Genomic DNA, 24,744 nt, shown 5'->3' on the forward strand with positions numbered 1-24,744 from the left:
GATGAGTAAGGAAGTGAGCAGTTCAGTGAATTTCCCCAAGATGGAAGAAGCGGTGCAGGCGCGCTGGGAACGCGAGAAGACGTTCGAGAGGTCAATTTCCCAACGCGAGGGCAAACCGGTCTACGTCTTTTACGATGGCCCTCCCTTCGCCACCGGCTTGCCGCACTATGGTCACATCTTGACCTCTTACATCAAGGATGTCATTCCGCGCTACCGAACCATGCGTGGACACCAAGTGCCACGCCGCTGGGGGTGGGACTGTCATGGCCTGCCGGTCGAATTCGAGGTGGAGAAGGCATTAGGCTTTAAATCGAAACGCGAGATTCTCGATTACGGCGTGGGCAACTTCAACCAGGCCTGCCAAAACCTGGTGCTGAAATATGCTGATGAATGGCGTGCTTTCGTGAACCGCATGGGGCGCTGGGTCGATTTCGACGGTGCGTATAAGACCATGGACAACGATTACATGGAGTCCGTGTTGTGGGGGTTCAAAACCTTGCATGATCGGGGCCATGTCTATGAGGGCAGCAAGATCGTGCCGTACTGCGCGCGCTGTCAAACCGTGCTGTCCAATTTCGAGGCGCGTCTTGACGATGCATTCCGGCCCAAGCGTGACATGTCGGCCTACGTCAAGTTTCCTGTGATCGGCGCTGATAAAACCTATTTCGTTGCCTGGACCACCACGCCGTGGACCTTGCCGTCTAACGTGGCGCTGGCGGTGTCGGCCGAGATGACCTATGTTTGCGTCGAGCATGGTGGGGAGCGGCTGTGGATGTCCGAGGAAAGCATTCCTCGGGTGCTTGATGATGATTTCGGCATAATTGAGCGTTGCTCGGGAATGGAGCTGTCTGGGCGGCGCTTCTTGCCGGTGATCGGTCATGCCTATGACCCCGAGGGGCATCCGGTATTGACCGCCGGCTTCGTAGTGCCGGGGGACGGTTCGGGCATCGTTCATATTGCACCCGCATATGGTGAGGAAGACGCCTCGCTTGCCGCGAAACATGGCCTGGCGGCGCCCAATCCGGTACGCGACGACGGTACGTTTTCCGAAGCCGTTGCGGCGTATGCCGGCCAAAATATTTTCGACGCGTCGCCACGCATCCTATCCGATCTGGAGCAGGCCGGAACCCTGTTGAAGCAAACGCTCATCGAGCATAACTACCCGCATTGCTGGCGTTGCGATAATCCGTTGATCTACCGCGCGGTCGAGTCTTGGTTTGTGCGGGTGTCCGCGTTTCGTGATCAGCTGGTTGAAAACAACGCGCAGATCAATTGGATCCCGGAGCATGTGAAGGAAGGGCGCTTCGGTGATTGGCTTCGCAACGCACGCGATTGGGCGGTGTCCCGCAACCGTTTCTGGGGGGCTCCGATCCCTGTTTGGCGCTGCGATTGTTGCAATAGTGTCGAGGTGCTGGGCAGCATCGCTGAGATTGAGGCGCGCTCGGGCAGGAAAGTTCACGATCTGCACGTACCACACATCGACGAGCATCGCTTCGCCTGCAAGTCGTGCAACGGTACTATGAGCCGCGTTTCCGGAGTGTTCGATTGCTGGTTTGAGTCCGGCTCGATGCCTTTCGCCAGCCGGCATTATCCGTTCGAGAACAAGCAGGAATTCGAACAAGCGTTCCCATCCGACTTCATCGTCGAATACCTAGCCCAGACGCGCGGCTGGTTCTATACACTTGTGGCGATTTCCACTGGTTGCTTCGATTCGCATCCATTTAAGAATGCAATGTGCCATGGAGTCATCTTGGCCAAGGACGGACGCAAGATGTCCAAGCGCCTTAAGAACTACCCCAATCCGATGGACTTGATGGATACCCACGGCTCGGACGCGTTGCGGGTGGCGTTGCTGGCATCACCAGTGTGTCGGGGTGAGGACATAAAGTTCAATGAGGAGTCGGTGCGCGACGTGGTACGCCGCTACCACTTGTTGTTCTGGAATTGTATGCATTTTTATCGCACCTTCGCCGAAATAGACGGCTTCAAGCCGCAAGGGTGCTTGGACAAGGCTGGCGATGACGTTCTGGACCACTATCTGCTGCACGAACTGGCATCCATGCAGGCGCAGATAGAGGAATGGATGGAAGAGATCGATTTCGCCAAGATCTATGCGCGCATCGAGCTGTTCATAAATGTACTGAGTACCTGGTATCTACGACTGAACAAGCCACGTATTTGGCGCGAGGGGTTCGACGACGACAAGCGTCAGTGTTATGAGGTGCTGCACTATGCCTTGTCAACCTTCGCCAAGCTGATCGCGCCCTTCATGCCGTTTTTGGCCGAAGCTGTGTATGCCGAACTGGGGTACGAGGAATCAGTTCATTTGCAACATTGGCCCGAGGCTCTCACCGAATACGTATCGCCGAGCCTGGCGGAAGAAATGGGTAGCCTTCGTAGCCTCGTTGGCTGCGTGCGCAACATTCGCGAAACCCATGCCATTTCACAACGGATTCCATTGCAAAGCATCCGCGTCGCCGGCGTGGGGCAATCGGTGCTTGAACGCTATGCGAAGTTCCTCCAGGAAGAGCTAAACGTCAAACAGGTTCATTGGGAGGCGGATGGTTCGGAATGGACCGAGGCCTCCGTGGTGCTGCGTTACCCGCTGCTCGGTAAGCGTTTGGGCGGCAAGATGAAGGAAGTGGCGGCTACCGTGCGCGCCGGCGAATACGTTGAGACGGAACACGGGACGTTGTTGGTGGCCGGAGAGGAAATCCAAGCCGATGAGTTCGAACGGCGTCTGCTAGTGCGACCGGGACGAAGCGGGGTCGGTATTTTCGAAAATGCTGTGGTCTGGCTCGATTTGACCATCACGCCCGAACTGCGGCATGAAGGTGCTGCGCGCGAGCTGAATCGACGACTGCAGGACTTGCGCAAAAAGGCAACGCTCGGCTACTCAGAACGCGTCGAGGTGGCGGTGATCGGCGGTGGAGCGTGCACCGACCAGATACTTGAGAGCCACGAGAGTTGGCTCAAGGGGCAACTGCTGGCGGTCAATATTCACCGTAGTCATATGGAGGATCCGCTGGTGAGTAACCAACTAGAGCTGGTCGATGGCGAGGATGTCATGATCCAGCTGCGGCGGGTGGCATGCAGTTGATCTGGATGGCGGGCGTGCCAGTCGGGCGCCCGCTTGTCCGAGGCGTGGGATGAATGCTGCCCTGGCTTTGCCCGAAAATCACATCCACCTTTGGTTGTGCCTGGACGCATCGATCAACGATCCTGACTGCCTGGAATGCTGCGAGCGCATGCTGGACAAACCCGAGCAAGCGAGGCGGTGGCGTTTTCATTTTCCCAAGCATCGTCATCAGTTTTTACTGACCCGGGCATTGGTGCGTTGCGTCCTGTCTTGCTATACGGATGTGCGGCCAGAGGAGTGGACGTTCATTCAGGACGCCTACGGCAAACCGGCGATTGCTGGACCCGAGCAAGATCAACCGCTGCATTTCAACGTTTCCCATACCGACGGACTGATTGTCGTGGCGGTGGCGCGCCAAGGCACGGTTGGCGTCGATGTGGAGAACCTGCGACGAGAGGGATCAACTTTCGAACTCGCTAACAGCTTTTTTGCTGTTCCAGAGCGCGAATGGCTGCGCGCTTTGCCATCGGCTGACAAGCCCAGGCGTTTTTTCGAGCTGTGGACGCTGAAGGAGGCCTACGTCAAGGCGCGGGGGCAGGGCTTGTCCATTGCCTTGGATTCATTCCATTTCAGGCTTGACGCAGACGGCGGCGACATCCTTTTCGACGCGGCGGATAGCGACCCGTGCCGTTGGCATTTCTGGTCGTGGTCCTTATTCGGCGATTATCGGTTGGCGCTCGCGGCGATGAGTGACAAGGCAAACGTGTTCCAGGTTGAGGTTGCTGGAGCGGTGCCGGCCCTTGCCGGTGACGCCGCTGGACGTGCGTTGGGCGGCGTGCTGCCCGCTACTTCTTTTCCTATTTTTTCACCGTCAGACATGGCTTTGCTGGGCGCATCCAGGCTGCGCGCCTATCAAGAGTGATAGGTTGAAGGGCAAGCGAATTCAGCTATGCTCATCGCGCATTGTCTGATGGAGAACATGAATGTCGTCATGTCCGGGACATGTTACGCTCGAACCCGAGCGTCTCCCCCCACCGGTGGTTAAGGGCTGGCCGTTGTTGGGCTCGGCATTTCCTTTGTTGCGCGATCCGCTTGGATTTCTACGCCGTGCTCACGAAGAGCATGGCGACATTTTCATGGTCAAGGCGCCCGGGATGAGCCTCGTTGTGCTTGCCGGAATGGAGGCCAACCGTTTCATTGCCGAGCGGGGACGGGAGTGCCTGAGTTCCGCCAAGTTCTGGCAAGGAACACTGGATGAGATGGACTGCCCGCATTCTTTTATTGGTGTCGATGGGGAGGTTCATCGCTTCCAGCGCGCGCTGATGAAGCCCTTGTTCGCACGCACGGCCTTCAACGAGCGTATCTCCAAATTGGCCGAGATTTTCATGAGCGAAATCCGCGAGGGCTTCGGCAAGCGCCAGCTCGTGTCGCCGCTATTTCGCTACGTGGTATCGCGGCAGATCGGCGGTTCTTTGCAGGGGTACTTGCCAAGCGCGGAAGAAGTCGAGGCACTGATGCACTATCAAACGACGGCAATGAATGTCTGTTCGTTGAAGAAGTGGCCTCGCTTCATGTTGAAGTTGCCGAAATACCGGCGCGCCAAACGCAAAGTACAAGAGTTGGCTGACCGCATCATTCGCCAGGCCGATCACAACGGCGATTCCACCGGTTATTTTCAGACGCTGCGCGAAAAGGGGCAGAAGGTCAAACCCGAGTGGTTTACTCCGGGCGATCTGCGCAACCACGCAGTAATCTCTTTTCTGGCCGGCATCGATACTGTCGGCGCGACGCTCAGCTTTGCCCTGCTCGAATTGTTCAAGCAGCCCGAGATGGTCCGCCTGCTGCGAGCGGAGGTCGATGAAGTGTTCCAACGTGGCCTGCCCGACGCCGATGCCCTGGAGCGAATGGAAAAAGTCAACAATTTTGTGCGGGAAATCCTGCGTGTCTATCCAGCGGCCTTCGCGCTCAGACGCACTGCCACGCGCAATTTCGATTTCCAGGGTTATACCGTCGGGTGTGGACAGGACATCATCTTGTTCATTACCGCGAACCATACCAATGCAGCTTGGTTTAAGGAGCCGGATCGATTTGACATCGCACGTTACGAGGCACCGCATTGCGAACATCGGGTAGGTGGTGCCTGGGCTCCCTTCGGTCGTGGTCCACACACCTGCATCGGCGCTGGGCTGGCCAATATATTGCTGACGCTGAATCTGTCACTGTTCCTGTTTCACACTGAAATCATTCCCGACTGCGACTTGAGCAAGGTGTCGATGGACTACTCCAACCCGACAGCTGGATTGAGCAAGGGGTTTGCGATCAAATTTACTCCGCGGCGCGCCTCCTCATGAGGCAGAGACAACCCTCGCTTTGCCAGATCGCAATCGTGACAGTCGACGCGGTGCGCAGCAGGCGTTTTTATTGCGCACTGCTCGATTTGCGGCCAACTGGCGAGTTTCCCGTTGTAGGGTCGCGTGCCGCGAGCTTGTTCGAGCTGCCGCACATTCGCGCAACCAATCACTGGTTGGCCGGATCGAGGCAGTTTTTCCAGATCGAATTATTTGAATTCGAGGAACCGGAACCGAGCGCTACTAACCCTGGACAAGGGTACAACTGCATTGTCGTTGAGGTGGCTGACGCCGAATCGACCATATGCTCACTCGCAAGCCAGGGTCTGCTAGCGGCCGAAGGAACGTGGTTGTGTCCATGCACGGGACATGCCTTGTTACGAGATCCAGACGGCGTGTTGATCGAATTGATAGGAGGAGGCAGGCAACGGAGCACGAGTGGCAGGGTGGTTGGTGTCAGGGCCGAAGCCTCGGAGCCTCAGGATGCGCGCCGCTATTTCGTAGAGGCATTGGGTATGCGCCCGGATGGTCCCGAGTCCATGCGGCTGTATGCCGGCGAATACTGGCTCGAATTGTCACCGCGTGCCGCCGACTCGGCTCACTGTTCACAGCCGCCTGCGCTGGCGCGTCCTGGAATAATGAACATCGCTTTGGGCATGCGTCAGCCGGCTGACTTTTGGGCGGTCTACCGTCGAGTGCTGAAGCACGGTTACCGCTCAGCGACGGAGCCGATCGGCAACGGCATTTCCCACGTAGTCTATGTCCGGACCGAGCATGGCTTGTCGGTCGAACTGCTGCAATTACCGGCGTTTCTAGACGCAGTGTGGGGATTCGCCCGCCCAGGCTTGTGCGCACGCCTGGCTCAATGGGCGATTCGCGCGCTTGCGCGCAGCAACGCTGTGTGCGCTCGACCAGCAAATTTCGAGAGCATGCGGAAGGAAAAGGTATGGATGTAAAACGTCAATGGTTGGTGCCGCGCTTACGCTCGTTTAACTCGCGTATGGCGTTGATTGCTGACTGCCGCCACGACACCTACGAGGATATCGCGACGGCGCTGGAACAGTGGCTGACACTACTCGATGCTCAAAAAGTCATGCAGGCCACGGTGGTGGTCAACGGCGATTATTCCTGTGTGGTGATCGGCGCGATACTGGCGCTGTATTTGCGTGGCTGCGTGGTGGTGCCGCTCTATCTCGCAGACCAGGCAAAGATTGATGAAGTCGCTACGCTGACTCGGGCAAGATATGTGATCGGGGAGGTGAATGCCTTCGATTGCCGCTCCATCGAGATGGATGGCTCCGTGCCGCCCTTGATCGAGCGGTTGTTCGCGGCTAATGAGTCCGGGTTGATTTTGCTCAGTTCCGGGAGCACTGGCGTCCCAAAGGCGATGTTGCTCAGTCTCGACCGGCTGTTCGCCCGCTATGTCGACCAAGATGAATTCTCCCCGATGATCACTGCGGCCTTTTTGCTGTTCGATCATGTCGGCGGGTTCAATACCTTGATCTATTCGTTGTTTAACGGCGGCACACTGGTCAAGCTCAATTCGCGTGATCCAGGGCACGTCTGCGCCCATATCGAGCGCCACAAGATCGAGCTGCTGCCTGCGACCCCCACTTTCCTGAACATGCTACTGATCGGCGGTCGTGACCGCGAATACGACCTTGGCAGTCTCAAATTGATCACCTATGGCACCGAGAGCATGCCGCAATCCACGCTGGATAACGCGGTCAAGGCCTTTCCGGGGGTTCGTTTGAAGCAGACCTATGGCATGAGCGAACTCGGCATCTTAGCCACCCGCTCCGAAGCTAACGATTCGCTGTGGATGAAAATAGGTGGTGACGGCGTCGGCACGCGCGTCGTCGACAACGTGCTTTGGGTGAAAACCAAAACCGCCATGCTCGGTTATCTCAATGCCGCGTCGCCGATCGACGAAGATGGTTGGTTGTGCACCGGCGACGTGGTCGAAGTGCGTGAGGAATATTTCAAGGTTTTGGGCCGCGAGGGCGACATGATCAACGTGGGCGGCCTGAAAGTGGTGCCGGCCGAGGTTGAAAGTCATTTGCTGTGCCTTCCGTTCGTCAAGGACGTCGTGGTGTGGGGCAAGCATAGTCCGGTGACCGGCAAGATTGTGGCTGCCACGGTGCTGACCACTGAGCCGATGGACGTTTCTGAGGCGAAGAGGCAAATCGTTCTGCACTGTCGTGAGCGGCTGGAGCCATTCAAGGTGCCGAAATTCATTGAATTCGCCGAAGGGCAGTTGCATAGCGAACGATTCAAAAAAGTGAAGGTGAGACCCCAATGAACACGGAAGCTTTGGCGTCCTACTCTGACCAGGACAAGGGCGTGATCATAGTGAGCGGCGGCAGCCAAGGGCTGGGTTGCGCTATTGTTGAGCGTCTTTTGCAATCCGGGTATCGCGTGGCAACGTTCAGCCGCCGTTGTACGGCAACCGTCGAGCGATTGGTGGATCTCCGCGGTTTTTTTTGGCAATCGGTCGATTGCACCAACTATGCCTCGCTTAAGCGTTTTATCGACGAAACCGAGCAACGGCTGGGCCGACTGTCCGGCTTGGTGAACAATGCTGCGATGGGCGTAGACGGCATTTTGGCAACGATGCCGCTCTCCGACATCGATCGGGCCCTCGATATCAATCTTAAGGGACAGATTTATCTGACCAAGCTGGCCGCGGGCAAGATGCTGAAGGGGCGAGATGGCGCTATCGTCAACATTTCATCGATCAATGCGGTTCGAGGCCACTCGGGGCTCGCGGTTTATAGCGCGACCAAGGCGGCGCTCGACGGCATGACCCGCAGCCTGGCTAAGGAGCTGGGCCCGAAAGGTATTCGCGTCAATTCGGTGTCGCCGGGCTATTTCGCCAGCGACATGGTCAAGACGCTCAGTGAAGACACTCTGCGACGCATTCAGCGTCGGACGCCGCTTGGCCGCCTGGGCACACAAAAAGAAATTGCCGAGCTGGTGCTGTTTCTGATCAGAGATGGTTCGTTTATTACTGGACAGAACATAACGATCGATGGGGGATTCACATGCTAGGAAGTTTTAATTCCAATGATATTTGGGCTGTCGTCGAACGGGAACTGACCACTATCCTGAGAAACAACGGCAGCACCCCGAACGAACTGGAGCCGGATACTCGGCTTGGCGAGATCGGTATCAGCTCGCTCGACTTGGCAGAGCTTATTAGCAATCTCGAAGACGCCTTCGGCGTTGATCCCTTCGCAGCCAAGGTGCCGATCACCAGCATTGTGACGATTGACCAGTTGTGCGCCGCTTATGCTTCATTGCTCGACAGCACCACCGCGCCTGGTGACATGCTGGACGCCGAGTTGCGGGCGTTGCGCGCGCAATGAGGTGGGGAGTGTGCAATGCATGACGCAGACCTAGCGATTGTTGGCATGGCGTGCCGTTTTCCAGGCGCGCGTAACAAGGATGAATTTTGGCGCAATTTGTGTGCCGGTGAGGAGTCGATCCGTACGTTGGACGATGCTACCTTGACGGCTTCGGGCGTGACGCAAGAACAGTTGCAAAGTGCCACCTATGTCAAGCGCAGTCCTGTACTCGACGACATCGACGCCTTTGATGCCCGTTTTTTTGGCATAAGCGGGCAGGAAGCGGCCCTGTTGGATCCCCAGCACCGCCTGTTCTTGCAAGTGGGATATGAGGCGCTTGAAGATGCCGGTTACGTGCAAATGGCACAGCAAGGGCTAACGGGCGTGTATGCGTCCGCGGGCGGCGTCACCACGAGCTACTTACATAACTTGGGGGCATCGTTGAATGGTGTGCCGCAAGGCACTGGAAGTTTGCTCCATCTCGGCAACGACAAAGATTTCCTGGCGACGCGCCTCTCCTTTAGACTGAATTTGACCGGACCTGGCTTGACGATTCAGACGGCGTGTTCGAGCGCCTTGGTGGCGCTGCATACGGCTTGCGGCGCCTTGCGTCTCGGCGAGATCGAGACGGCCCTAGTTGGCGCGAGTTGCGTGCGCGTGCCACATCTTGTCGGTTACGACAGCGCCGAAACCCCTCTGTTGTCTGCGGATGGATACTGCCGGGCATTTTCGGACGAAGCATCCGGAACCGTATTCGGTAGTGGCGTGGCCGCCGTGATTGTGCGGCGGCTCGCGGACGCTTTGCGTGATCGGGATCATGTCTATGCAGTGATCAAGGCGACCTCGATTAACAACGATGGAGCAGCCAAGATCGGTTACACCGCTTCAAGTGTGCCCGGACAGGCACGCACAATGGTGCGCGCCATGGCCAAGGCAGGGATAGACGCGGATCGGATTGGTTATGTCGAATGTCATGGCACGGCGACGCGGGTCGGTGATCCTTTGGAAATCAAGGCATTGGAAAAAGCCTTTCGTTTGGATACCGATGCGAAGCGCATCTGCGCAGTAGGTAGCGTCAAGACCAATATCGGGCATTTGGAGCAGGCAGCCGGCATGGCCAGCCTCATCAAGGTTGCGCTGATGTTAAAGCACCGGATGTTGGTTCCGTCGTTGAATTTCCTGCGGCCCAATCCGGCGATCGATTTCGATACCTCTCCTTTTTGGGTCGTCAATGAGGCCGGCCATTGGGCGGTGAAGGCGGGTGAGGCTCCTGATAGCAGGATTGCCGGGATCAACTGCCTGGGCATAGGCGGGACCAATGCGTTCGCCTTGCTGGCGGAAGCGCCCGATGCCGATGACGTGTGCGTTTCTGATGGTGAGCTCGAGCAAGACGGACTGGTGTGCCTGTCCGCGCGGACTCTCGAGCAGCTGCAACATTATCTGTCGCGTTTGGCCGTGTTTTGCCAGGAGCGTCCGGAGCTCGATAAGGCGGCGTTGTGCCACACCATCAATATCAGCCGCAGCCACCATAAGGTCAGGTTCTGCGGCGTGCTGGGCGCCGCAGACGATGCAGGTGCGTTTTTTAGCCTGGCTGCGCCTAAGGACGACGGACCTGCCCGCCCTAGGGGCATCCGAGAGGCCGTCTATGTCTGCAACCCGTCGCGGGTGTCGAAGGAAAGCGAAATGCACGCTTTCTTGAGTCTCCCGCGCCATGGAGCGCTGCGCGCAGCCTATCACGCTAGCGAACGACTCATGTTGAGCAGGCACATGTGGTGTCAGAACGCGTATGCGCAAGCGGTCTACCGTTCCTTGGCTTTTGAGGCGGCGCTGTATCGACAGATGCAGGGCTGGGGCCTGCGTTTTAACCAGGTGCGTGGTGTCGGTTTTGGGATGTACGTGGCGGAATGGCTAGATGGTAAAACGGAGGCGGACAAGTTGCTGGATCGGCTGGATAAAGAGATCGAGGCGATCAGCCGTGCCGCGTCCGATATCGATCACATGCCGTTGCCAGGGGTGACGTCCGTGGAAGCGGGCGATGTTTCGTACGAAGAAAGCAAACGTTATGTTGTTTATCGCGAAGGTCCTTGTACGAGCGGGGGTGGCGACGGTGTACTGTTGGCGCTTTGCGAGAATGACGGCTGTCTGACGCCGTCGAGCCTGCAAGCTTTTCTGTGCCGGCATCTCGCTTTGGGGTTTGATATTGATTGGCAGGCCTATTACCGTGATGAACCCGCTGACAAAATTCCACTGCCTACCTATCCCTTCAGCACCGAGCGCCACTGGTATGGTTCTGACTGAGCGTACTTGCCGAACACGGCATTATTCCACAGCCCCATGGTGGGTGTGACCTCCTAAGGCTGCTAGCTTGTGGTTCTTTTTTCCTGTTGCGAAGATGAATGCCTAATGAATGATTTGGGCGGAATGTGCAATGGAGATAACACCGGAGATTGTCAGGAGGGCGTTGTCGTTTGTGGTTGATACGCCGGTCGACATCGCTGGGGATGTGCCCTTGATCGAGTCACGACTCAAGGTGAACTCCCTGGCGATGATGGCGTTATGCGCCCAACTGGAGCAGATCGCCCAGGTCAAAATCCCACAGTACGAAGCCATGCGGCTCTACGCTGGCAGCATCGATCAGATTGTGTCCTGGTTCGAACGCAATCGTCGTGAGATGTCTTGAGCGAGGATGAGTATGGATATGCAAGCACAAAGGTTTATTGTGGTCGCGTGCCAAGAGGATGTAGACGAAGGCAGATTGATCGAAGTGACGGTAGGCGAATATCAAGTGCTGCTTGGGCGAACCGGGCAGGGCTACTTTGCTGTCGAGAATCGCTGCCCTCACCAAGGTCGGCCTCTGAGCAACGGCTTGATCCGTAACGGACAGATCATCTGTGCATTCCATGGCGCCAAGTTCGACCTGGATACGGGCGCAGCGCGTGGGCCGTATACCCGCTGCTCCCTGCTGACGTTTGACGTTCGATTGCGAGATGGTGAAATCGCCGTGAGTGACGGTCCAAAGCGAGATGTCACCGCGCAAATCGGAGCGAATTAAGCGCAAAAAGGGGACGAGAAGATGCCGCACTTTTTTCACGGACAAGCAACCAACATCTGTCATCGACTTAAACATATTTGCCAGCTAAACGGCGAGCGCGCAGCCCTATGCTTCCCCGACCGCGATTCGGGACGGTTGAGCTATGCGCAGTTGTTTCGCTCGATCACCGAAGCCGCATACCGGTTACATAGCTTTGGCATCGGTACCGGCAGCCGGGTGATGCTCTGCCTTGATAATCAGCCGGAACTGGTGGTGTTGGCCTTTGCCTGCGGCTATTTGGGTGCCGTGGGGGTGGTGGCCAACAATCGCTTAGGCAAGGACGAACTCGACTATCAACTGCGCGACGCTCAGGTCGGCCACGTAGTAACGAGTTCGGACTATCTCGCGCTTTTCGAGGACCATGCTCACGACCTTGATTATAAGGTAATCGTGTGTGATGGGGAGAACGCACGAACCGCAGGGGCACTGCCGAAACTGCCGCTAGTCGAGAACTTAGCTGCCTCGACGCGAGTATGGCCGATCGTCGAAGTGTCACCTTCGAGTCCAGCGCTGATTTTCTATACGTCGGGGACCACCAGCCATCCCAAGGGCGTAGTAATTTCTCATGCGCTGATCAGCTGGGCTGCCGATCGTAACATCGCAAGCCTGGGGGTGGGGGCGTCGGACGCGACTTTGGTGTTCTTTCCGCTGCATCACACTCTCGGGTTTTCATATCAGTTGCTTACTTCGCTGTTTTCCGGTGGGCTGACGGTATTGCGTCGCGTGTTCAATCCTGCGCGCTTTTGGGATGACGCCGAGCACTTCCAGTGCACCTGGGCGGCGATCTTGCCGTTCGTGTGCCACGCCTTGACCGCCTTCCCGATTCCCGAACGCCATTCCTTCAAGTTTTGGGGATTTCCGAGTCGCAACAAGGAAGTCGAAGTGGCCTTCAAGGTACGCACCACCGGGTGGTGGGGTATGACCGAGCTGTTTGCCATAGGTTGTGTCACAGCACACGACGGCGATGATCCGAATTATTCGGTAGGCTCACCAGTACCCAATATACGTTATCGCTTGGCTGATACGGTACCCGAGGGTGGGCCGTTCGACGCTGTCTTGAGTGGCGAATTGCAGATCGCCGGCGAGTCAGGACAAAGCTTGTTCTCTGGTTATTTGAACAAACCGGAAGAGACGGCTCAGGCTTTCTCCGAGGACGGTTGGTTCCGAACTGGTGACAGATTCTTCCAGAGCGCGGAAGGAATTCTGTTCTTCGACGTGCGCCTCAAGGACATCATCAAGGTCGGCGGAGAAAATGTTTCTTCCGCCGAGATCGAATTTGCTGCCTTCAGCAGCGGCTTGATAAAGGAGGTCGCGGTGATCGCCGCGCCGGACCCCCTTTGGGTCGAGGTTCCAGTGGTCTTTGCCGTGCTTAATGAGCAGGGTCGGAGCGACGAGGCGAGCGCGCGTGTTCGGATCATGGACACCTGCCACCAGAGGCTGGCCGATTTCAAACAGCCGCGTCATGTGTTTTTTCTAGATGACTTCCCGCGAGCGGGCATGGGGAAAATCGCCAAGAATGTGCTGCGCGGCATGGTAGACCCCCAGACTCTGCATTCGAGGGTGGGTGTGGCCTGACATGGGAAACGATGCGATGAGCAAAATCTATCTGACCGGGGGAACGGGGTTTCTCGGCAGCCACTTTATCCGCAACCACCTCTTAAGTGGGGTGTACGAGATCGAATGTTTGGTACGGGGGGCTAGCGACGAAGAATGCATGCGGCGCATCCACGAAGCCGTGCATCGTGCTGATGATGATTATGTAACGACTGAGGTATTCCACTGGGACCAGCTGAAGGTGATCCGGGCGGACATCACGCAGGAGCTGTCCGGGGTCGACCGGGCCTTTCTTAAATCGCGCTCGGGCGCTGCCGGCGCGACCTTTTTTCACTTCGCCTCCTCATTAAATTTCGAGGAAAAGAACCGGGCGGTGATCTACGACCATAACATCAATGGTTTGACCAATGCCTTCAAGGTCGCGGCGGAGCTGAAATGCGCGACCTTCTTTTATATTTCCACCGCTTATACGGTGGGTAGGCATTCGGGCGCGGTTGCGGAGACGCTGCACTACGGCCATATCTTCAACAATTATTACGAGGAAACCAAGTGCGCGGCCGAGCACCTCGTCGACCGTTTGTGCCGCGAGCACGGCATGCGCTTGGTGATTGTCCGCCCCTCCATCGTAATCGGGCCATCACAGACGCAATCGACCGGAGGCAGTAAAACTGGGCTTTACGGTTTCATCCGAGAAATGCATCGACTCAAGCGCACCCTGAGCGCTGGGGGTGAAGTGCGCATCGCAGGCAATCCCGAGGCCGGGGTCAATCTGGTGCCTGTCGACTGCTTATGTCGGGATATTTTCGCCATCTTCAGCGATTTGCCGGATAAGGGTGGAATTTACCATGTAACCGCCGAGAGCAATATCAATATCTCTCGCCTTGCCGATATGATTTCCAGTGCGCTCGACATCAGCGGCTTGCGGGTCGATTGGGTCGATGATGACACGGCGTCGGCGGTAGAAAAGTTGTTGGCGAGAAAAACAGTGTTCTACAACTCGTACATGCAAAGCACCAAGATGTTCGAGCGGAAGCTCGGCAAGGGTTGTTCGCTTTCGCTGGAAGAGGTTGAAAACTATGTGGCACAGGGGGTGGCAGCGCAGACGTCGAAAGGGCCGGTGGTCGAAAAGCGCCACATCGTGGTGACACCGGACCGGGTGCCGCTGAATGTCTGCGTAACCGGCCGTGCCGATGGCGAGGCCGTGGTATTCATCAATGCGATCGGGATGCCGGCGGAAATTTCCGTCAACCTACGCGCGGCGTTGCAAGACAAATACCGTTTCATCACGTGGGAGAGCCGCGGCATACCCAGTGTGGTTGACGATGTCGATCATCTCGATGTCAGCATCGATGCCCATATTGATGACTTTGCCCATTTATTGGCACATTTTGGCATTCGCAAGGCTCATGTGATCGGTTGGTGCTCCGGCGCCTATATTGCCTATCATGCGATCCCGACGCGGCTGATCTCAAGCCTGACGCTGATCAACGGGGCCTTTGGCCTGTCCGATGCGTCTCACCACGAAACTGCTTTCATGCGAAATTTGCGCCAAGTGTTGCCTTTGATCGCGGGGTCGCGCAGCGATGCAGAACGTTATCACTCATCGTTTTTTGCGCGCCCAGTCTCGCACGATGCCGAAGCGAATACCGTCAGCCGACAATCATCGGAAATTCTCGACGCCACAGATCCTGACCTCATCCATCTGACCAGCAGGCCGTTCGAATCACCTGATTCACTTTACCGCTATAGCCGCGTCATTACCGCATTGCAAGTCGGCGGCCGTGCCCTGCATCAGGGCGAGCTAGGCGTACCTTGTCATGTCATCACCGGTGCGTGCGATGCAGCCGTGAGCCCTGAAGAGTCGCGTCGATTGGCCGCCGTTCATGCCGATGCGGTGTATTCAGAGATCGCGGGCATGGATCACTTTGGCGTGTATAACAATCCGGCCCTGATGCAGGCGGTGGCCATTTTCATCGAGAAAGCAGAGGCTCCGGATGCCTTGGATCGCCGCAGACGCTTACGAACGAGCGCGCGATTGACACCTTTGCCGCCAGTGGCTCCAGGCTTACCTGGGATAACGATTGTGAGGGAAGAATGAGCGAACAAGATTCGAGCGCATGTGCTCTACAGCGGCCGATTTCTTACCAGCAGGTGCTGGATGCCGATATGGGTCCCATCCCCGCCGATATGAGGGAGAGTCATCCTTTGGGAGCTGGCGAAATGCATATCGACCGGCACGTGTATACCTCGGTGGATTTCCATCAGCGCGAGATGGACAAGATGTGGAGTAAGGTTTGGCAGATGGCTTGTCGTGAGGAGCAGATACCTGAAGTGGGTGATCTGCTGGTCTACGAACTAGGTAATTATTCATTTATCATTGTTCGGACCGAGGATCGGTCGATCAAGGCTTTCTTCAATAGCTGCCGTCATCGTGGCCGCAAATTATGTTCCGAAGACACCAACATTCGCGAAATCCGTTGCCCAAGCCATGGATTTAGTTGGTCCTTGGATGGCGAACTCCTGCACGTGCCGGCCAAGTGGGACTTCGAACATATGGACAAAGCTTCGCGTCGACTGTTGGAAGTGAAAGTCGCCATCTGGGCGGGCTTCGTGTTCATTAACATGGATCCGGCGTCTGAGCCGTTGGAAGTTTATCTCGAAGTGCTGCCGACCGAGTTGGAAGGCAATCGTTACCAGAGCAAGTATATCGCCGCACATAGCCAGCATATTTTGCCGGCTAATTGGAAGACGGTAATGGAGTCCTTCATGGAGGGCTTGCACGCGGCGGAAACTCATGGGCATGCTTGGGCGCACTTGAGCGACATTCTTCAATACGATATTCGCCCAGGAGCCCGCCACGTCAGCCGCAGTTTTCACGCGGTAGGTTTGCCGGTAGGGGAGGACAAGCCCGCACTGAGCGAACAGCAGATCATCGACCAATTCCACCGTAACGTCGCCAATGGGCGTGCGGTCGGTCCCGCGCCAAGGCTGGTGGAAGGGACGACGGCGCGGCGCTATATGGCGGACGTTATGCGTTTACAGCACAAGCTGAAGACCGGTATCGATTGCGATGACCCTTCCGATGCCGAGGCGATCGATGTGCTGCAATACAGCCTGTTTCCGAATCTCATAATGTTTAGGGGGATTTCGCTGCCTCCGGTCTTGCGCTTTAGACCTAACAAGAACGACCATAACAGCTGCATCTTCGATCTGTTCTATTTAGTGGATGTGCCAAAGGGAGGGATGCGGCCGGCACCCGCCGCGACCATTCACATGGGGCCAGATGATACGTACGAGGCTGCCGGCGTATTGCCCGATTGGTTGGGGTATATCTACGACCAAGATATGGACAACATCAAGAACATGCGCGAGGGACTCAAAGCAGTGAATGACGATCCTTTAGTGCTAAGTGCCTACCATGAATCCCGAATTCGCCATCTACATGCGACGCTGATGTCCTATCTTGAGAGGTAAGGCGTGCAACGACGGGCGGGTCTGTGTGTGCAGCGAGCGGTCGACGTTGATCCAGAGCGCGACCGCCTTGCATGATCCGATGCGCAACGGCGGTCCGATCCGCTCGATAGAGACATTAGCAGATCGCAGCATACGTTCCACAGCCGTTGTCGTTACGGTGACATAGAAATCAATCCCCTTGTCTTGAGCATGACGCAATACGGCGTAGATCGATTGCAAGACAAGTTCTGAAAAACCGAAGCCTTGGGTTGGGGTCTCCGCCTGGACGATAAAGCGGCTTAGTTCCCAGATGTTGGGGGCACAAGGTGCATGTTGACCGGATAGCAGACTCGGAAAGGTGTCTTTCAGCATGTACTCGCCCTCCGTGCTCAGCAAACGCCAACATCCGCTCACGGCATTGTGCTCGTCCCGCATGATCAGATAGTACGAATCATCGTGGTCGTACTGATCTATTTCCATGCTGTCCGTAACCTGGACATCCCATCTTTTGTGTTCGTAGAAAACCTTGGCCCTGAGGCGATACATCTCAGCCAATTCGGTCGGTAGAAATTCGGTTTTCGCCGCGATTCTGATTTTAGTCACCATTTGCATGCATAACGTTGTAAAATATGCAAAATGTATTTTTAAATGTTCGAGCTGAAAACTATAAGAATTGCTAGTGCCAACATCCGCAAAAACATGAAAAAATGCAGTAGTCATATTGCGTGCAGCGCGTAGAAATGCCAACATGCATACTTGCAAAGTTCATGACAATGGCAATAAACATGCCGTTGTCGTTAAATATTCATATGGCATATATATTGCATCTGAACCGATGACTGGAATGTCATGTGTGAAGAGGTGCTCGTTAATTCGTGGATGAACCCCTAATGTTCGGTCGCGTGCGGCAATTTGGCAGGCACAGGCATGTGGCTGCACGCAGCGGTCTGCCGTTTCCCGCTCCTACCCGGTCGGTGAACGTATGCTGCCCGCCGCAAGGCTTCAATAGCTAATGGCAAGCGAGATGACACACTTATTGCAAGCGTGTGCCAATAACGCCTGAATCCAATTCCGCAAGGATCATTACTGCAAGCCCCGGCACCAGGACCAGGTCGTGCGCATGACTGAGCAGCCTTCTGCGCGTAGGAGATTTTCTGCAGAACCGTCTTGATCCAGCGGTGTTTGGAACTGTGGTGCTATGGGGCATTGGATTCCAACAGTGTGCGCTAGCCGTTCAAACGTAACACATTATAGGCCAGCATCGTCATGGTCTGCGCTAGGTCGTTGCTCTGCGAACTTGCGGGAAGGAAGCCGTTCGAGATCCAGATCGGTCTTGAACTCGGAGTGGAACTGCTTGTGTGTGCCGTGCCACTGGACTGGTCGCTGGCAATGATTTCATCATCCGGCCAATCGAGCGTCATCTAGCATCCCTCTAGCTCCGACTAGGGCAACAGAAGTTGCAGGCAGCAGCGGCCGATGGTGCGTTCGTCCAGCCGTATCATGCAGCGTAGCTTGTAAGTTGTTTTGGCGTGACGGCGCTTCAGGTAGTGCTGCGCTTACCGGGGCGTGCTCGACTCAGGAGGTGGCCAGGTCGGCCAGCCAGGCATGGTGGCAAGCATCGGTTCCGTAACCACGTGAGTTCCATAAACGCAGCAAGTAGAAACCGCTGTCGGTACGCTGCAGAAGGCGGTGCTTGGTGAGCGCCTGGGCGCCTGGAAGGACGCGTTGCAAGGTGTAATCGGTCTCCGTTTCCGAGTGCTGGGAACCGAGGCGCAATTCGAGCCCATGGCACAACTTCCTGGGTAAGATAGGCGGCGATCTGAGCATAGTCGTCAAAGCCGGCGTAGGTGAGGCTGACTCCTTCTTTTTTGGTGTCGGAGTTGTAGAGGGTGAACACGTCCTGATCGAGCTGGATGTGCTCGCCTTCGGCGGTAATCAGAGCGCGGGTGTATTTGAGCGACAGTACGTTGGATTCGTCCATTGTGCCAAAGAGGCCGTCGGCGGTGGCTATTGTGTTGATGCGCTGGCGCAGGGGCAGACTTGACGGTGCGCCAGACAGACAACACGCCAGCATGAAGAAGCGGTCGCGTCGTAGCGGCGCGATATCGTTGAAGTCGGATTTGCTGATGCGCAGCAACCGACATCGGCGGTCAGGGCAGAGCCGGGCAACTAACTAGGTACGGGGAACCGAGGGTTGAGGTGTTGGGCAAGCTAGGCGCCGCGCTTGAGATGATGACAGACCAAGGCCAAGCCGGCGTGCGAGGTCGTCGAAAGGCAGTATGCGGACATCCAGTTGCGGCATTCGATGCACCCATTGGGGGAGGCGGCGGAAAGCCAGATGATACAGGTGCCACAAGGCCTCATGACGCGAGGATCACGGGCGGATTCATGTAACAACCGTTCCTGATGATCATTTTTGCGTTCCCAATAGAGGAAGACGGATCACCTGCATCGAAGGTGTTTGAGAATCAAATAAAACTTCCCATTATCCATGATATTACCCGGTTTTTTTGTAGTTGAAATTTATGTGGTAATGGTGTGGTTTGTGCTGAATTTCAGCCTAATACCAGGCTTTTAGGCACTATTAGTTCTGGTCGTGCAATCTGTGTTTGGGAGGGCGTGGGTGGTGGTGTTAGGCGGCAATATTGATCATTGCAAATATTTTTGTGCCATTGGTGTGCGTCACGATTAGTTTATGCCTTTGCTGGGGGTATACCCTTCAGTACTAGGGGCGGTAGGCCTCCATTAAAGGCTTATTTCTAAGTTTTATTGATGCTACTTCTAATGCTGGATACTGTCGATTTTGAATTTCTTGGCCCAAAAAGATATGAAATTTTCAGTGAGGCCGGTTTCTTGCACGCCATACGGGAGGCGTGGTGTTGGCGGCTCGGTCTTCGGGCAAGTGGATGGTGGTGAAGAAGTGATCGAGTACGACCAGCATGGAGAGTATCAAGGTGGCGATCTCAGAACACCAAAGATGCACTCGATGGTAAAGGTAGAACGACGGGTGAAATTAGTGGCTTTATGGCGGTGGCGCTGAGTAAAGCGGTCGGAGGTGATCAGATTTTATAGATTGAGTTGGAATGCAGGGGCTGCACTCATGGGTTATTGATGCCGATGGTTGGATTGGAAAGACGTATTTTAACAGTGGCGCGCATACGAAATGCTGTTCTCTCGGCGATGCGGTGAGAGGGGGCGTTTTGATAGGTCATATCAGGACAAATTTCTTAGGTAAGAAATACATGGAAAGCCTGAATAAGCTCTATGATTTACTGAGTAGCAATGATTTCGGATCTTGGAGCAACAAAATTTCTCTTCTGGGACAGGAGTGCGGATTTCCAAGCTTTTTATTTGGCGTCAAGGCGAACAAGGTGGCCTCTTTTTCCACCTCGTTTATCTGTAGTAATTATTCGCTAGATTGGCGAACTCGCTACGATCAATCGGGGTTCCACGAAGTGGATCTCACGGTTGCGCATTGCTTGAAAAGCGCATTGCCGTTTTTTTGGGACGCGCATGTCTTCAAAAAGCAAAAGCAACGGGAGTTTTATGAAGAGGCGAGTCATCACGGACTGCGCGCCGGGGTCTGCTTCCCGCTTCATGGTGTTCATGGAGAATTTGGCATGATGTGTTTTGCAACCGATACAGATTTAGATGGCGCTCAGCTGAAAAACGGCATGCTGGCGCCTTTATCGCTGATCAGGGATTTTGTGTACGAATCTCATGGCAGATTTCATGCAAAATCCAATTGTCATGGAGAGGTGACGCAGTTAACTCCTAAGGAGTTGGAGTGCTTGAAATGGATCATGATAGGTAAAACATCGTGGGAGATCTCTCGTATCTTCTCTTGTTCTGAGGCGACCATTAATTTCCACGCATCGAATTTGATTAGAAAGTTCGGCGTTCAGTCGCGTCAGCACGCAGTGATCAAAGGCATTCAGCAAGGGCTGATTTCTCTTCCTTAAACTCCTAAATAGGAACAGATTTGGACGAGAGCCATGTTTTTATTTCCCGAATACGAGCAACTGGATGGCGTCGGCTTGGCTTCGCTCATCCGCGAGGGCAACATGTCTCGACAAGAAGCGCTTCAGGCCGCACTGGAACGCATTGAAGCATATAACCCTCTCTTGAATGCGGTTGTACACAGACTAGACGAACATGCGCGCGCGCAATGCACGCAGCCGTTGCCAAAAGGGCCGTTGGCTGGTGTGCCGATTCTGATCAAAGACCTTCTTGCGGACATCGCCGGCTGCCCGACGTGGAACGGCTGCCGTTTGTTCAACGGCTACATTGCTCAGGCTGACACCGAGCTGATCCGGCGCTATCGCCATGCTGGCTTGATCTTTACCGGCAAGACTGCCACCCCGGAACTTGGTTTGCACCCGTACACCGAGTCGGATATGACTGGTGCCACGTATAATCCCTGGGACCTCTCACGCACACCGGGCGGTTCCAGCGGCGGTTCGGCCGCTGCCGTGGCCGCCGGCATGGTGCCGATCGCACATGGCAGCGACGGTGGTGGCTCGATCCGAATTCCGGCTGCCAACTGCGGTCTGTTCGGCTTAAAACCGAGCCGCGGGCGCTCCCCCTGCGGGCCGACCTTTTCAGAGATTTGGCAAGGCCTGGTGAGCGAGCATGTGGTGACGCGCAGCGTGCGTGATAGCGCAGCCATGTTGGACATTCTGATCCAAGGCAAGGATAACGGTGATGCTTATCACTGCCCAGAACCGAGAGAACAGTTCTTGCGGCAATTGGATACACCGCCTCATACCCTGCGCATCGCTTTTACCGCAAAGCCGTTTCTCGGCGGAACGCTACATGATGACTGCCGCGCTGCACTTGAACACTCGCTGAAACTGCTGGAACAGCTGGGGCACCACGTGGAGGAGGCCAGCCCGGAGCTGAGTTGTCCAGAAGAAATGTGCCGGGCCATGTTGGTTCTGGTGTGTGGTGAGATGGCCTGTCTCGTGCGTAGTGCTCCACATCTTTTGAGGCGCAAGGCGGACTATCGAGACTTCGAGCCTGGTAGCTGGTCGCTGGCGTGCTACGGCGAGTTGCTATCCGCCGGCGAGTTCGCTTCCATGCGGGCTTTCGCGCTGCAACAAGGACGTATTATGGCGAACTTCCATCGGCAATACGACGTGCTGGTGACTCCAGTGATCAATCAGCTCCCCGCAACGATTGGCGCATTGCGGTTGCGCCCGCTGGAACAAAAAATAGCTCGTCTTCTGCTCGGCCGGCTTGGTCTGAGCGGCATTCTGAAAGTGGGTGATCCTCTAATAGCAGCCTCGCGTCAAATTATGGAGTACATGGGGTGGACTGTGCCGTTCAATATGAGTGGACAACCGGCGATGAGCGTTCCGCTTTATTGGAACCGGCAAGGCCTGCCGATCGGCACGCAATTTGTCGCCGCTCATGGCCAAGACGGCCTGCTGCTGCGTTTGGCGCGGCAGATGGAAGAACTGCAACCGTGGTTCGAGAAGCGTCCGGATAGGAGCGGAGCGAGCGGTTGACGGGGAGCCTTGCTGCTTGGTGCCTCTGTCCATATAGAAAGCATGTTGAATGGGGCTGACACTATATCTCTCTCCTGAACAGACCCTGAGGTTGAGGTGATCGGAGTACTTTGTCCCCTTTCACGCCAGGCCAGTGCGCCGGGCTTTTTATGCCCAGGAGAGTGTGATGGCTCATCTCATCGAAACCATGGCCTATGTCGACGAAACGCCCTGGCATGGCCTCGGCAACCAACCGATCGCCCAGCAACCCCTCGAAACCTAGCTCGCCGAAGCCGGCATGGCCTGAACCATCAAGCAGAGCGACGTGCTGTTCAAGGTTACGTCCGACGACCTGCACATCCGATCGCATACCGACGCCAAGGTGCTGTATCGCTCGGATACTGACAGGCAACACGCGGCACCGCGACTGCACCGGATAGGCGTCGTATCCTGTCGATTCAAGCGCAGCACCGCAGTATTCACAGAGCCCTCGCGAGCGGCGGATATAGAAAAGTGAGGATTGAGTTGCGTTCCGAAATCTGATGTCTTTGGTGTGGGGGGGCTTGTAGGAGCTGACTGCTTGGGAGGGCAGTCTGGGTCGCATCCGTGCCTTGAATGGCTAGGTCGTGGATGTTGAAAGGCGTTGATGGTTTGCAAGTACATACCAAGTACACGGCGTTGGAAAGACACAAGACGAACGCTGCTGAGTTGACCTCAATCTGCATCGGATGATGGTGAATCAGGACCTTAATTGTGGACCTTGAGTGTGTTCCATGACGTCATTTGAGGGGTGTGGGAGTGGCGAGTTCGTTGCCGTGATGTATGTGCTAAATGTAAAAAAGCCCTTGATTTCACTATGAAAATCAAGGGCTTGTATTTGGTGGCGAATCAGGGACTCGAACCCCGGACCTGCGGATTATGATTCCGTCGCTCTAACCAACTGAGCTAATTCGCCGAGAGAACCCGCTTGCGCGTTTTCTCGTCAAACTGTGGTGGCGAATCAGGGACTCGAACCCCGGACCTGCGGATTATGATTCCGTCGCTCTAACCAACTGAGCTAATTCGCCACGTTTCGATGCGGCTGCACCGAGACGCGAACTATACTGAGCGGCCTTTTCGCTGTCAAGCTAATCTTCGCAATTTTCTCACAGCGTGTAGCAGCGGTCGCCGCGGGCGAAACCGAGCCAGTCGATGGACACATCCTTGCCGAAGCCTATCGCCTTGAAGGTTTCGCCCATTTCCTGCGGCGACAGCAGCCGCTGCGCCGCCTTGGCCACCGGCAGATAAGCCTTCACGTCGTTGGCGTCCAGCGTTTGCAGCCGCTCGGCCAGGCCGCAATTGATCAGGAACTGCGCCTGGCTGGTGTAGCCTATCAGGTCCAGGCCGGCGTCTATGCCGCTTTGGGCGACGGCGCTGAAATCCACGTGGCAGGTCAGGTCCATCAGGCCGGGCAGGTAGAAGGGGTCTTGCACCGTGTGGTGGCGATAGTGGCCCAGCAGCGTGCCCATGCTGCGCTCGGGCAGATAGTATTCGGCGGCGGCGTGGCCGTAGTCGATCATCAGGATGGCGCCGCGCGTCAGCGCGCCGGCCACGGTGGCGATGAAGCCGCGGTTGGCCAGGCTGATTTCGGTTTCATAGCCGGGGATGTCCGGCAGCAGCTCGGCGGCCAGTTCGGCCAGGCGCGTGTCGGCGAAGCCGTGGTCTTCGTAAGCGAGCGCGCCGTCGCGGATGGTGACGCCGCGTTGGCGCAGCTGGCGGTTTTCATCGCGGAACACCATCTCGCAGGGCATGGCGTCCAATAATTCATTGCCGATGACGATGCCGTCTATGCTGTCCGGCAGGCGGCTGGCCCATTCCACGCGGTCGGCCAGCTGCGGCAGCGCGGCGCGGATGTTTTGCCGCTGGCGGCCTATCAAGTCCGGCGACAGGTCCAGGATCACATACTTGCTGGGCAGCTGATTCAGCGCTTCCAGTTCGGTCAGCAAGTCGATGGCCAGTTTGCCGGTGCCGGCGCCGAATTCGTAGATGACGCCTGCTGTCTGCGGCAGCAGCTCCGCCAGTTGCCGGGCCAGGCATTGGCCGAACAGCGGCGTCAGCTCCGGCGCGGTGATGAAATCGCCCTCCGCGCCCAGTTTGCGGCTGCCTGCGGCATAATAGCCCATGCCCGGCGCGTAAAGCGCCAGTTCCATATAATGCGAAAAGGGTATCCAGCCGCCGGCTTCGATAATCGCGTCGCGGATGCGGCCGCACAGGGCCTGACTGGTGGCCAGCGCTTCGGGGCTGGCGGCGGGTAGGGTGGTCATCGGTATCGTCCTGCTACAATGTGGCGGGATTGTGGTGCAAACCGTTCCGTTCGGGAAGGGCGGACGGCCATTCTTTGAGG

The 24,744-nt window shown here is 56.2% G+C and carries 18 protein-coding genes, 2 tRNA genes and 1 pseudogene; 15 read left to right on the forward strand and 6 right to left on the reverse strand.

Annotated features, from left to right (window positions below; translation table 11 throughout):
• The first annotated feature begins 1 nt into the window (after position 1).
• The 13 genes from ileS to NKT35_RS10285 all read left to right on the forward strand — a co-directional run bounded on the left by ileS (position 2) and on the right by NKT35_RS10285 (position 16,893).
• Positions 2–3,100: an isoleucine--tRNA ligase gene (ileS, locus tag NKT35_RS10225; RefSeq protein WP_254300985.1), complete on the forward strand. Its 3,099-nt coding sequence runs from the start codon at positions 2–4 to the stop codon at positions 3,098–3,100.
• 49 nt (positions 3,101–3,149) lie between these two features.
• Positions 3,150–4,001, forward strand: a complete 852-nt coding sequence (locus NKT35_RS10230; protein WP_254300986.1) for a 4'-phosphopantetheinyl transferase family protein — start codon at positions 3,150–3,152, stop codon at positions 3,999–4,001.
• Positions 4,002–4,062: 61 nt separating this feature from the next.
• A complete protein-coding gene (locus tag NKT35_RS10235) occupies positions 4,063–5,430 on the forward strand; it encodes a cytochrome P450 (RefSeq protein ID WP_254300987.1) in 1,368 nt (455 codons plus the stop codon).
• Entirely contained in the window at positions 5,427–6,383 is a 957-nt protein-coding gene (locus tag NKT35_RS10240) for a VOC family protein (RefSeq protein ID WP_371926478.1), read from the forward strand. Before NKT35_RS10235 ends, NKT35_RS10240 begins: the two co-directional genes overlap by 4 nt.
• Positions 6,374–7,729 carry an ANL family adenylate-forming protein gene (locus tag NKT35_RS10245; protein WP_254300989.1) on the forward strand — a complete coding sequence of 452 codons (1,356 nt, stop codon included), beginning with the start codon at positions 6,374–6,376 and terminating at the stop codon, positions 7,727–7,729. Before NKT35_RS10240 ends, NKT35_RS10245 begins: the two co-directional genes overlap by 10 nt.
• On the forward strand, positions 7,726–8,478 hold the full coding sequence (locus NKT35_RS10250; protein ID WP_254300990.1) for an SDR family NAD(P)-dependent oxidoreductase: 753 nt from the start codon (positions 7,726–7,728) through the stop codon (positions 8,476–8,478). Before NKT35_RS10245 ends, NKT35_RS10250 begins: the two co-directional genes overlap by 4 nt.
• Positions 8,472–8,795: an acyl carrier protein gene (locus tag NKT35_RS10255; RefSeq protein ID WP_254300991.1), complete on the forward strand. Its 324-nt coding sequence runs from the start codon at positions 8,472–8,474 to the stop codon at positions 8,793–8,795. The genes NKT35_RS10250 and NKT35_RS10255 overlap by 7 nt, the downstream gene beginning before the upstream one ends.
• A 15-nt stretch (positions 8,796–8,810) precedes the next feature.
• On the forward strand, positions 8,811–11,072 hold the full coding sequence (locus tag NKT35_RS10260) for a beta-ketoacyl synthase N-terminal-like domain-containing protein (protein WP_254300992.1): 2,262 nt from the start codon (positions 8,811–8,813) through the stop codon (positions 11,070–11,072).
• 163 nt (positions 11,073–11,235) lie between these two features.
• Positions 11,236–11,454, forward strand: coding sequence for a hypothetical protein (locus tag NKT35_RS10265; RefSeq protein WP_505190914.1), 219 nt, complete (start codon positions 11,236–11,238; stop codon positions 11,452–11,454).
• A 12-nt stretch (positions 11,455–11,466) separates the two neighbouring features.
• Positions 11,467–11,826 (forward strand): Rieske (2Fe-2S) protein, encoded by a 360-nt coding sequence (locus NKT35_RS10270; protein ID WP_254300994.1) that lies wholly within the window; start codon positions 11,467–11,469, stop codon positions 11,824–11,826.
• Between the two features lie 21 nt (positions 11,827–11,847).
• Entirely contained in the window at positions 11,848–13,440 is a 1,593-nt protein-coding gene (locus NKT35_RS10275) for a class I adenylate-forming enzyme family protein (RefSeq protein WP_254300995.1), read from the forward strand.
• Between the two features lie 16 nt (positions 13,441–13,456).
• Positions 13,457–15,517 (forward strand): alpha/beta fold hydrolase, encoded by a 2,061-nt coding sequence (locus NKT35_RS10280; RefSeq protein ID WP_254300996.1) that lies wholly within the window; start codon positions 13,457–13,459, stop codon positions 15,515–15,517.
• Positions 15,514–16,893 carry an aromatic ring-hydroxylating oxygenase subunit alpha gene (locus NKT35_RS10285; protein ID WP_254300997.1) on the forward strand — a complete coding sequence of 460 codons (1,380 nt, stop codon included), beginning with the start codon at positions 15,514–15,516 and terminating at the stop codon, positions 16,891–16,893. Before NKT35_RS10280 ends, NKT35_RS10285 begins: the two co-directional genes overlap by 4 nt.
• On the opposite strand, the gene NKT35_RS10290 is transcribed toward NKT35_RS10285, so the two are convergent.
• The 3 genes and pseudogenes from NKT35_RS10290 to NKT35_RS10300 form a co-directional block, all read right to left on the reverse strand.
• Entirely contained in the window at positions 16,858–17,622 is a 765-nt protein-coding gene (locus tag NKT35_RS10290) for an acyl-homoserine-lactone synthase (protein ID WP_254300998.1), read from the reverse strand. The genes NKT35_RS10285 and NKT35_RS10290 overlap by 36 nt on opposite strands.
• Positions 17,623–18,101: 479 nt before the next feature.
• Positions 18,102–18,264 (reverse strand): annotated as a pseudogene (locus tag NKT35_RS10295) (IS1380 family transposase); the annotation flags it as partial.
• Positions 18,265–18,447: 183 nt separating this feature from the next.
• The gene (locus tag NKT35_RS10300; RefSeq protein WP_254300999.1) at positions 18,448–18,603 is read right to left on the reverse strand and encodes a hypothetical protein; all 156 of its coding nucleotides are present in this window, start codon (positions 18,601–18,603) and stop codon (positions 18,448–18,450) included.
• 1,352 nt (positions 18,604–19,955) lie between these two features.
• Between NKT35_RS10300 and NKT35_RS10305 the strand changes: the two genes are divergently transcribed.
• Both NKT35_RS10305 and NKT35_RS10310 read left to right on the forward strand, forming a co-directional pair.
• On the forward strand, positions 19,956–20,834 hold the full coding sequence (locus NKT35_RS10305; RefSeq protein ID WP_254301000.1) for a helix-turn-helix transcriptional regulator: 879 nt from the start codon (positions 19,956–19,958) through the stop codon (positions 20,832–20,834).
• A 33-nt stretch (positions 20,835–20,867) separates the two neighbouring features.
• Positions 20,868–22,382, forward strand: a complete 1,515-nt coding sequence (locus NKT35_RS10310) for an amidase (protein ID WP_254301001.1) — start codon at positions 20,868–20,870, stop codon at positions 22,380–22,382.
• Between the two features lie 857 nt (positions 22,383–23,239).
• Here NKT35_RS10310 and NKT35_RS10315 read toward each other — a convergent pair.
• The 3 genes from NKT35_RS10315 to NKT35_RS10325 all read right to left on the reverse strand — a co-directional run bounded on the left by NKT35_RS10315 (position 23,240) and on the right by NKT35_RS10325 (position 24,664).
• Positions 23,240–23,316, reverse strand: a tRNA-Met gene (locus NKT35_RS10315).
• Positions 23,317–23,351: 35 nt separating this feature from the next.
• Positions 23,352–23,428, reverse strand: a tRNA-Met gene (locus NKT35_RS10320).
• Positions 23,429–23,506: 78 nt separating this feature from the next.
• Entirely contained in the window at positions 23,507–24,664 is a 1,158-nt protein-coding gene (locus NKT35_RS10325) for a class I SAM-dependent methyltransferase (RefSeq protein ID WP_254301002.1), read from the reverse strand.
• Positions 24,665–24,744 lie beyond the last annotated feature (80 nt).

The sequence above is a fragment of the Chromobacterium sp. IIBBL 290-4 genome (genome assembly GCF_024207115.1).
GTDB lineage: Bacteria > Pseudomonadota > Gammaproteobacteria > Burkholderiales > Chromobacteriaceae > Chromobacterium.